Annotated in this window: 10 protein-coding genes; 5 read left to right on the top strand and 5 right to left on the bottom strand. The window is 28.9% G+C overall.

Annotated features, from left to right (window positions below; translation table 11 throughout):
* A partial coding sequence (locus tag EZH24_RS04375) for a transporter substrate-binding domain-containing protein (RefSeq protein WP_137997908.1) occupies nucleotides 1-729 on the bottom strand: 729 nt, incomplete at its 3' end.
* 142 nt (nucleotides 730-871) lie between these two features.
* Between EZH24_RS04375 and EZH24_RS04370 the strand changes: the two genes are divergently transcribed.
* The 3 genes from EZH24_RS04370 to EZH24_RS04360 all read left to right on the top strand — a co-directional run bounded on the left by EZH24_RS04370 (nucleotide 872) and on the right by EZH24_RS04360 (nucleotide 2,338).
* Nucleotides 872-1,651: a biotin--[acetyl-CoA-carboxylase] ligase gene (locus EZH24_RS04370; protein ID WP_137997907.1), complete on the top strand. Its 780-nt coding sequence runs from the start codon at nucleotides 872-874 to the stop codon at nucleotides 1,649-1,651.
* A gap of 46 nt (nucleotides 1,652-1,697) precedes the next feature.
* Nucleotides 1,698-1,934 (top strand): hypothetical protein, encoded by a 237-nt coding sequence (locus EZH24_RS04365; protein WP_137997906.1) that lies wholly within the window; start codon nucleotides 1,698-1,700, stop codon nucleotides 1,932-1,934.
* 80 nt (nucleotides 1,935-2,014) lie between these two features.
* Complete coding sequence (locus EZH24_RS04360) at nucleotides 2,015-2,338, top strand: hypothetical protein (RefSeq protein WP_137997905.1); 324 nt, start codon at nucleotides 2,015-2,017, stop codon at nucleotides 2,336-2,338.
* A gap of 155 nt (nucleotides 2,339-2,493) precedes the next feature.
* On the opposite strand, the gene EZH24_RS04355 is transcribed toward EZH24_RS04360, so the two are convergent.
* Nucleotides 2,494-3,240, bottom strand: coding sequence for a hypothetical protein (locus EZH24_RS04355; protein ID WP_137997904.1), 747 nt, complete (start codon nucleotides 3,238-3,240; stop codon nucleotides 2,494-2,496).
* Between the two features lie 194 nt (nucleotides 3,241-3,434).
* Here EZH24_RS04355 and EZH24_RS04350 point away from each other — a divergent pair, with 194 nt between their 5' ends.
* Nucleotides 3,435-3,848: an EamA family transporter gene (locus tag EZH24_RS04350; RefSeq protein ID WP_137997903.1), complete on the top strand. Its 414-nt coding sequence runs from the start codon at nucleotides 3,435-3,437 to the stop codon at nucleotides 3,846-3,848.
* Here EZH24_RS04350 and miaA read toward each other — a convergent pair.
* The 3 genes from miaA to gmk are packed head-to-tail and all read right to left on the bottom strand — an operon-like array spanning nucleotide 3,843 to nucleotide 5,843.
* The gene (miaA, locus tag EZH24_RS04345) at nucleotides 3,843-4,772 is read right to left on the bottom strand and encodes a tRNA (adenosine(37)-N6)-dimethylallyltransferase MiaA (protein ID WP_137997902.1); all 930 of its coding nucleotides are present in this window, start codon (nucleotides 4,770-4,772) and stop codon (nucleotides 3,843-3,845) included. The two genes, EZH24_RS04350 and miaA, sit on opposite strands and share 6 nt — an antisense overlap.
* A 52-nt stretch (nucleotides 4,773-4,824) precedes the next feature.
* Entirely contained in the window at nucleotides 4,825-5,247 is a 423-nt protein-coding gene (locus EZH24_RS04340; protein WP_137997901.1) for a hypothetical protein, read from the bottom strand.
* Between the two features lie 44 nt (nucleotides 5,248-5,291).
* Complete coding sequence (gene gmk / locus EZH24_RS04335) at nucleotides 5,292-5,843, bottom strand: guanylate kinase (RefSeq protein ID WP_137997900.1); 552 nt, start codon at nucleotides 5,841-5,843, stop codon at nucleotides 5,292-5,294.
* A gap of 217 nt (nucleotides 5,844-6,060) precedes the next feature.
* On the opposite strand from gmk, the gene EZH24_RS04330 reads away from it, so the two are divergent.
* Complete coding sequence (locus EZH24_RS04330; RefSeq protein WP_419670451.1) at nucleotides 6,061-7,857, top strand: SpiroCoCo family coiled-coil protein; 1,797 nt, start codon at nucleotides 6,061-6,063, stop codon at nucleotides 7,855-7,857.
* Nucleotides 7,858-7,878: the final 21 nt, after the last annotated feature.

The raw sequence follows: 7,878 nt of genomic DNA, 5'->3' as shown, positions 1-7,878 counted from the left end.
TTCGTAAGTTCCGTTTGTCATAATTATTGAAATTCCTTTATTTATACTTTCAAGCAGAGAAGCGCCTTCCTTGCGAACGGCTATCGCGTAATTTTCTTGAATGGCATCGCTTTCTATGAGTTTAATTTCAGAGTTATATTTTGCGAAATTTTTGCATGGCTCTCTATCGAATACTATAGCGTCAATCCTTTTTTCTTTTAACGATAAAACCGCTTCCGCTCCAGTATAAAATTTTCTAACATTTACTCTTTTATTTTCCCTCATAATAGTATCGCCCGTAGTCGCCATAACGACTCCGACATTTTTTCCATCGAGATTATCAAAATTTTTTATGCTATTATCGTATCTATGAGCCAAAATAACTTGGCTCGACACATAATAAGTTTTAGAAAAATTAACGAATTGTTTTCTCTCTTCGGTTACGGTCATTCCCGCTATAATCGCGTCTATCTTCTTGGTTTGTAATGCTGGCAAAAGTCCCGCAAATTGCATTTGATTGAATTCGACTTTTATACCAGTTAATTTGGCTATTTCGCTCATTATATCATAATCGAATCCCGCAATATTTCCGTTTTCCAAATAACCGAAAGGCGGAAAAGCCGCGTCTATTCCAACATATACGATTCTACCTTCAGTATTTTCTAAACTCTCAGAAGAATTTTCATTATTATTACTGCAAGATAACATTAAGCTAAATACAACCATGAAAATTATTATTATTCTTTTCATTTTTATTCTCCAATTAAAAAATTAATAATTTATTGAATAAGAAATATATTATAAACTGTAGGAATGTCAAGCGTTTATAATTTCATTAAATTAACATAATAATTAGTATTGATATAATAATTTTTTAATATATAATAAAATCATGGAAGTTAACATATTACAAAATAATTGGACGGAAAATTTAAAATCCAAAATATACGGCGGAAACTTAAAACTGTTTGAAAGTATAGAAAGCACGAATAAAAAAATGTTTGAAGATTTGAATAATAATAAAAATTTGAAAGAAGGAACGGTTTATATTGCCTTGAAACAAACGGCGGGAAAGGGAAGCTACGGAAATTCTTGGGTTTCCGATAACGATTTGGGATTATGGTTTTCGGTTTTGTTGTATTCTCCGTTTAAAAAAGAGGTTTTGACTTTTCTGCCATGCATTGCTTTGACTAAATTGCTAAAAGAAAAATTTAATATTAACGCTCATATAAAATGGCCCAACGATGTTCTTGTCGAGCATAAAAAAATATCTGGAACTTTGATACAAATTACAACCGTAGACGATAAAAAAGCATGCGTGATTGGAACGGGAATCAATTTATATCATAATGAAAACGATTTTTATTCGGAGATAAGAAATAAAGCGACTTCGCTATTTTTGGAAACGGGAATAAAAGTAGATTTGGAAGAATTTTATAAAGAATTTATTTATTATTTTGAAGAAATTTATTTGGGCGAAAAAAATTTAATCGAACTTTTTAAAGAAAATAGCGAGATAATCGGAAAAAAAATTAAAGCTAAAAAAGACGGAAAAGAAATCGAGGCTTTTGTCAAAGATATAACCGAAGAAGGATATTTAAAAGTAGAAGTAGATAATAAAGAAGAGATTTGGATATCGAGAGCTTCTCTTGATATAGATACTTTTTATTGATAAAGATTTAAATAAATAATTAAAAAATTGAAAAAGAGGAAAAAATATGAGAAAACCGATTCCTTATAAGAATCCCGAAGAGAAAAAACATGTAAACAAAAAAAGAATAATTTTATTTATAATATTTGAAATTATTATAATAATACTTGCGATAGTTACAACCGCAATAATTTCTTTATTATTCGGATTATCTCCTTATATAAGCGCGGGAATAAGCGCCGCAATATTAATTGTCCTTACGATTTTTATATCGAAAGAAATTCTTTTAAAAAGTGGCAATTGAAATTTAAATTAAAATATTATATTATATCTTTATAATTTAATATAAGAATTTTTAATTAATAATTTTTAAGGAGAATTTTAATGTTTGACAATAATGTTTTTTACATAATGAAAGAACTTGATTCTATATATAATGTGGTAGTCGAAAATCTTGGAAAAGAATTATTGAATGCGGAAATTAAGAGCATGGAATACGAGCCTAAATTGGATAGAATAAATATCAATAATTTTATATTTATCAGGTTAGTGGTTCAAAATGAGGACGACCATAAAGAAATCTATTACGATATATATGTAGTCGATGAAAACGGAAACGACACGGAACATGCTATGATTAATGTTCAAAGACCTTTTAAGAGATTAGTCGATAAAATAGATTATTTAATCAAATTGGATTATGATTAATTATAGTTTACACTATTATATAGTTTGCGCTATTATATAGTTTTGCAAACTATTATATAGTTTTACAAAGATAATAAAAAATAAAGGGCTTAACTAATGAAGTTAAACCCCTTTTGTATCTATGAAAGCTCAAAAATTATTTTTTATTTTATTGTTTATATGGTCGATAATGCATATTTATCTTCGTTATATTTAACTGCATTATTTCCTTCAATCTCTTTAATTATTGAATCGGCTTTAGTTTTAAGCTCGCTTGCTTTAGTGTAATTTTCAGTCAATTCTATCACATATAAAGTATTTTCGTCTTTAAGGTAATATAATTGATATTCGCTGTCGTTGTCTCCAATCTCCGTATTTTTAACAATGCAAGCGTTTCTATCTCTCGTTGTATCGTTATTATTTTGGCTCGTTACCAACTCGATACCTTCGACTATCTCCACAATAGAATATTCGCTTTCGTCTGGTTCGCCAGTTTCCAATTCTCTTTCTTCAACTTTGGAATCTTCATTAAAGTAAAGAAAAGTAGAGTCGGTTTCCACTTGTCCATCGTCATATTCTTCTTCGGTTTGAAACCAAACAGTGCTATACAATCTAGTTAATACGGAATATACTTTTTCATTTTCAGCTTTACTATCGTTTGCCGTAGTATCTTCGGCAGGCGTAATAGTGGTAATGTCATTCGTATTCGTATCTCCCGAAGTTGAAGTAGAACTTTGGTCTACAGATTTGGATACGCTAAATAAAGCCGTTTTGCTCGCGTTCAAACTTAAAGAGCCTTGTTTTACGCTTTTATTTACGCTTGGCGTATTTTTCGTAAGCGGTTTTCCCGATGATGCCGTATTTTTATTACAGGCAAGAGCTAACATAGATAGTGAAATTATGATTATTATTCTTTTTATCATAATGTTCTCCTTTTATAAAAAATTTTATATTATATATAACCATATTTTTTAATTTATGTCAAATAAAATTTATAAATTTATTAGTTTTATTTTTTTTTTTTACAAAAATTACTATTTGATTAAACTAATAATTACAACTTATATTGCTTTTTTATAAATAATATTTAAAATGAATAAAGATATAAGGATTTTTTATGTATTTAATTTACGCTTTAATGTCGTCAATATTCGCTTCTTTGACTGCGATATTTATAAAATTAGGATTATCGAATATTAATTCAAATTTGGCGACAGCTATAAGAACTATAATTATTTTGATTATGTCATGGATTATAGTTTTTTATACGAATTCTTTTGAAAATATAAAATCGATTAATTCAAAAAATTTAATCTTTTTAATTATTTCGGGGATAACTACGGGTTTGTCTTGGATATTTTATTTCAAAGCGCTTCAAATTGGAGAGGTTTCAAAAGTCGCCGTAATAGATAAACTCTCGATTGCTTTTACGATTATTTTAGCTTTTATATTCTTAAAAGAAACGATAACCTTAAAAACGATTATAGGAATTATTTTTATTGTTGCTGGAACTTTAATAATTACTTTATAATTTGTAAAATTCTTTTATCTCTTTTGCAACTTTCTCTATATCTTCGGGCTTTATTCTTCTATGTTCTTCTCTTCTAAACCAAGTTAATTGTCTTTTCGCAAAATTGCGAGTTCGTTTTTTTATCAGTTCTTTAAGTTCTTCAAAAGTCATAGAATTACCCGCTATATAATCGTAGCATTCTTTATAGCCAATCGCTTGCATTGAAGTGCTATTAATATCGACATTCATATTTATTAAAGATTTAACTTCTTCAAGCAAACCTTTATCAAACATCGAATCTACTCTTTTATTGATATTATTATAAATAGTTTCTCTGTCTATATCCAAAATATAACTTAAATAATCCAAATCTATTATTTTTTTTCTTTCTTTTTTAAGTTCCGAAAATTTCTTTCCCGTATTATAAAAAACTTCCAAAGCTCTAACGACTCTACGAGCGTTAAATCTATCTATATTTTCCGCAGCTTCTTTATCTATTTTTAAAAGCTCAAAATATAAAGATTCTAGTCCTTCGTTTTCTATTTTTTTATAAAGCTCTTTTCTGATTTTAATCGAATTTTCTTTATTGTCGTTCGTTTCGTCAAATATTCCGTATTTTATAGAATCTATATAAAAACCCGTTCCGCCGACTCCGAAAATAGGCTCTTCTTCTTTTCCAATATTTTGAATAACGGTTTTGAATATATCGAGATAATCTTTGATATTGAAATTAAAAGAAGGCTCGATAATATCAATCATTTTATAATTATATTTTTTTATTTCTTCGGGAGTAGGTTTCGCCGAACCAATATCCATATATTTATAGACTTGCATAGAATCTATGGATATTATAGTCGCGTTGTTAAAATAATTGTCGATTAATTTATGGACGAAAGCGCTTTTTCCAGACGCTGTAGCTCCCGAGATAAAAACGATTTTTTTCACTTTATTTTATGAAATTTATAAATTGTAATCATAGAATTTATAAATTTTGGCATTATAAATTCTCTGCGATTTCTTCTTTATTTTCGTTTTCTTCTTTGTTTTTGCTTCTTCGTCTTCTTTTTGGTTTTTCTTCTTCGTCATCGTCTTCATCGTCATTAGAGGCAGCGGAGATTTCTTCCAATTCTTCGTCTTCTTTAGGCTCTTCTATAGCGTAAGTTTCGGAATCGTATTCCGTTTCGGAGCTTTTGAAAGGAGCTTCTTCATCAACGGACATATTTGTATTTTCTTCGTATTCGTATTTTATATTTCCGTCAAGTATATTTTTAATAACCGTTGGAATATATTTTCCGTTTCTGTATTTCGTTTCGTTTCTTAATAAATTTCCGCCAGTTTTTGCAAGCTCAATCATCGCTCTGCTTAATTCGTAGCGGTTTCCTTTATATTCTATAAGTTTTTTTAATGGTATTATGCTCATTTTTCTCTCCGTAAATTATTAATATTTAATATTAAAATTATAAATTATTTTTTTGAATTAATAGCTTTTTCAAGCTCTTTATAAGCCTCTTCAATTTCCTCGTTTTTAATTATAAAATCGAATCTGTCTTTATATTCCAATTCTCTTTTAGCATCCCAAATTCTTATTTTTATATCTTCTTCCGATTCAGTTCCTCTTCCATGAAGCCTATTTTTCAAATCTTCTATCGAAACGGGTTCTATAAAAATATATTTAGCCTTTATTCCGTTTTCTTTAAGAAATAAAGCTCCTTGAATATCCAAATCGAGTATTAAAGTGTCGTTTTTATTTTTCGCTTTTTCAATTTCTTCAATCGAAGTTCCGTAATAATGTTCATGGACATTCGCCCATTCCAAAAATTTTCCTTCGTTTATCATCTCTTCAAATTTTTCTTTATCGATAAAATAATAATCTTTGCCTTCAATCTCTCCGCTTCTTTTGTCTCTTGTAGTATGCGAAACGCTAAATAAAGTTTGCGGATGATTTTCCAAATACTTTTTTATTAAAGTTGTTTTACCCGCCGCCGAGGGCGCGGTAATAACGACAATCTTTCCCATTAATATACCCAAAATAACAATAAAGAATTGCAATAATTATACTATATTATAAAAAAAAATCAAGCGTAATTATTTATTATAAAACAACTTATTATAGGGTAATTAGCAGATTATGAATAAGTTTAAAAAAAATTTAAAAATAGTGTTGACATTTTTATTAACATAATATATTATTATGTTAATAAATTTATGTTAATTAAATAATTTGGAGATTTGTATGTTCCCTATTCTTAATTTTGCCTTAATGTTTATAATTCCGATTATAGTAGTCGGAATCGCAAAGATTATCGACAACAGAAGAAATTCAAATATTGGAAATTTCAACAATATTTTTGAAGAAGAAAAAGCGGCTCTGGAGGGAATAATAGACGAAAAAATTTCCGAAGTGAAAGACAACGCTATAGATTTGGAGATTGCCGTTAAAAAAGCGGGATTCATAAGCAAGTCTATGGAAGAAGATTTGGCTAAACTCAACACTAAAATAGAATCGTATAAAGATTATAAAGCGGCGGTTTCGCAATATCAAGAACAAGTCGATTCTCTGGAAGAAGCTTATTTGGATATTTTAAATAAAGTCGATACTGTTTTAAAAGAAAGAAATACGATAGAAAAAACTTATAAAAGAATTTCCGATGTAAAAACAAAAATGATTGAACTTGAAAAAAATGTTTCTTCCGTTCAAGATAAACTTATAGAATCCTACAATTCCAAATTAAACGATTTTGAATCCGAATTATATAAAAGATTCGATTCTCTTACCTCTAACCTACTCGACAGAGACGCTCGTTATACCGATATGGCGGAACAAGAAAAAGAAAAAATATCGGCGCTAACGGAAGAGTTTAAACTTCATGTGGCAAGAAAAGAAGAATTATTTACAAATCAGCTCACTCAACTTGCAGAGAGAACCGCGAAAAATAATATCGAGCAGTTGGCGGAATTGTTTGAAAAAAGCAGAGAGGAACTCATTAATAAATATTCTTCGTTTGCGGACGAAATCGATTTGAAATCAAAAGGCATTGAAGAAAGATACGAAACTTTAAGCCAATCAAAAGATGGACTCGAAAGCGAATTAATTAATTTAAGAGACACAATTCACGATAGATTAAATTCAATAACCGAATCAACCGTTTTGGAATTTAGAGACGAAATGGAAAAAACTAAAGAAATGTTATATTCTTCTTTAAGAGAAGGACTTGAAAAAATAACTCAAGATAAAGAAGCGTTTTTAGAATCTATCGAACAAAAAGCCGTTTCTTTAGAACAGTCTATAGACGATATAAAAGACAAAGCCGATTTTATTGCAAACGATTATGCCGAAAGAACGAATCGATTGGATTTGGATTTTAACGCGCTTAAAGACGATATAAACAGAAGATTATTAACCGAAGTCGAAATATTTTCAAACAATATAAGAGATGTCCTTGAAAACGAAAATGACGGAATAATAACTCTTTACAGAAATAAAACAAAAGAATTGTCCGATTTGATTATCGCTCTTGACGGAATGAGCGAAGAAACTTTACTTAAAGCGGAAAACCGATTTGAAGAAATTTCAAACGATATAGAAAAATTGAAAAGCGATATTTTATTAAAAACGCAAGACGACATGGAATATTCTATTGATAACGCTCGAGGTTCTTTGATTGCCGAAATAAACGAACTCAGAGCGGATGTCGAAGGCGAGACAAATTTATTAAAAGAAAAAATAGACGAAATTCATTATCAAACTTCGGAATTTTCTTCTATATTGGGAAATAAGCAAGAAGAAATATTGGATTCTTTGAATTTGGAAAAAGAATATTTGTATAAAGATTTGGAAACTCATGCAAGCGCAAAAATGCAAGAGTTGGAAAATCAATATAATAATATAAAAGTTAATTTGGAAGAAAATATAGACAGTTATATTAAAAATACCGCTTCCAATTTGGGCGATATGGATAGCAAATTGTCCGTTTTGAAAGAAAAATATGACGAAGAATTTAATAATATAGAAAAATTAAGCAGAGTTTAATAATATAGAAAAATTAAGCAG

Origin of the sequence: Brachyspira catarrhinii (assembly GCF_005518285.1) — a bacterium.
GTDB lineage: Bacteria > Spirochaetota > Brachyspiria > Brachyspirales > Brachyspiraceae > Brachyspira > Brachyspira catarrhinii.
Note: the sequence above shows the minus strand (reverse complement) of the source record. Positions and strands in the feature narration are given on the sequence as shown.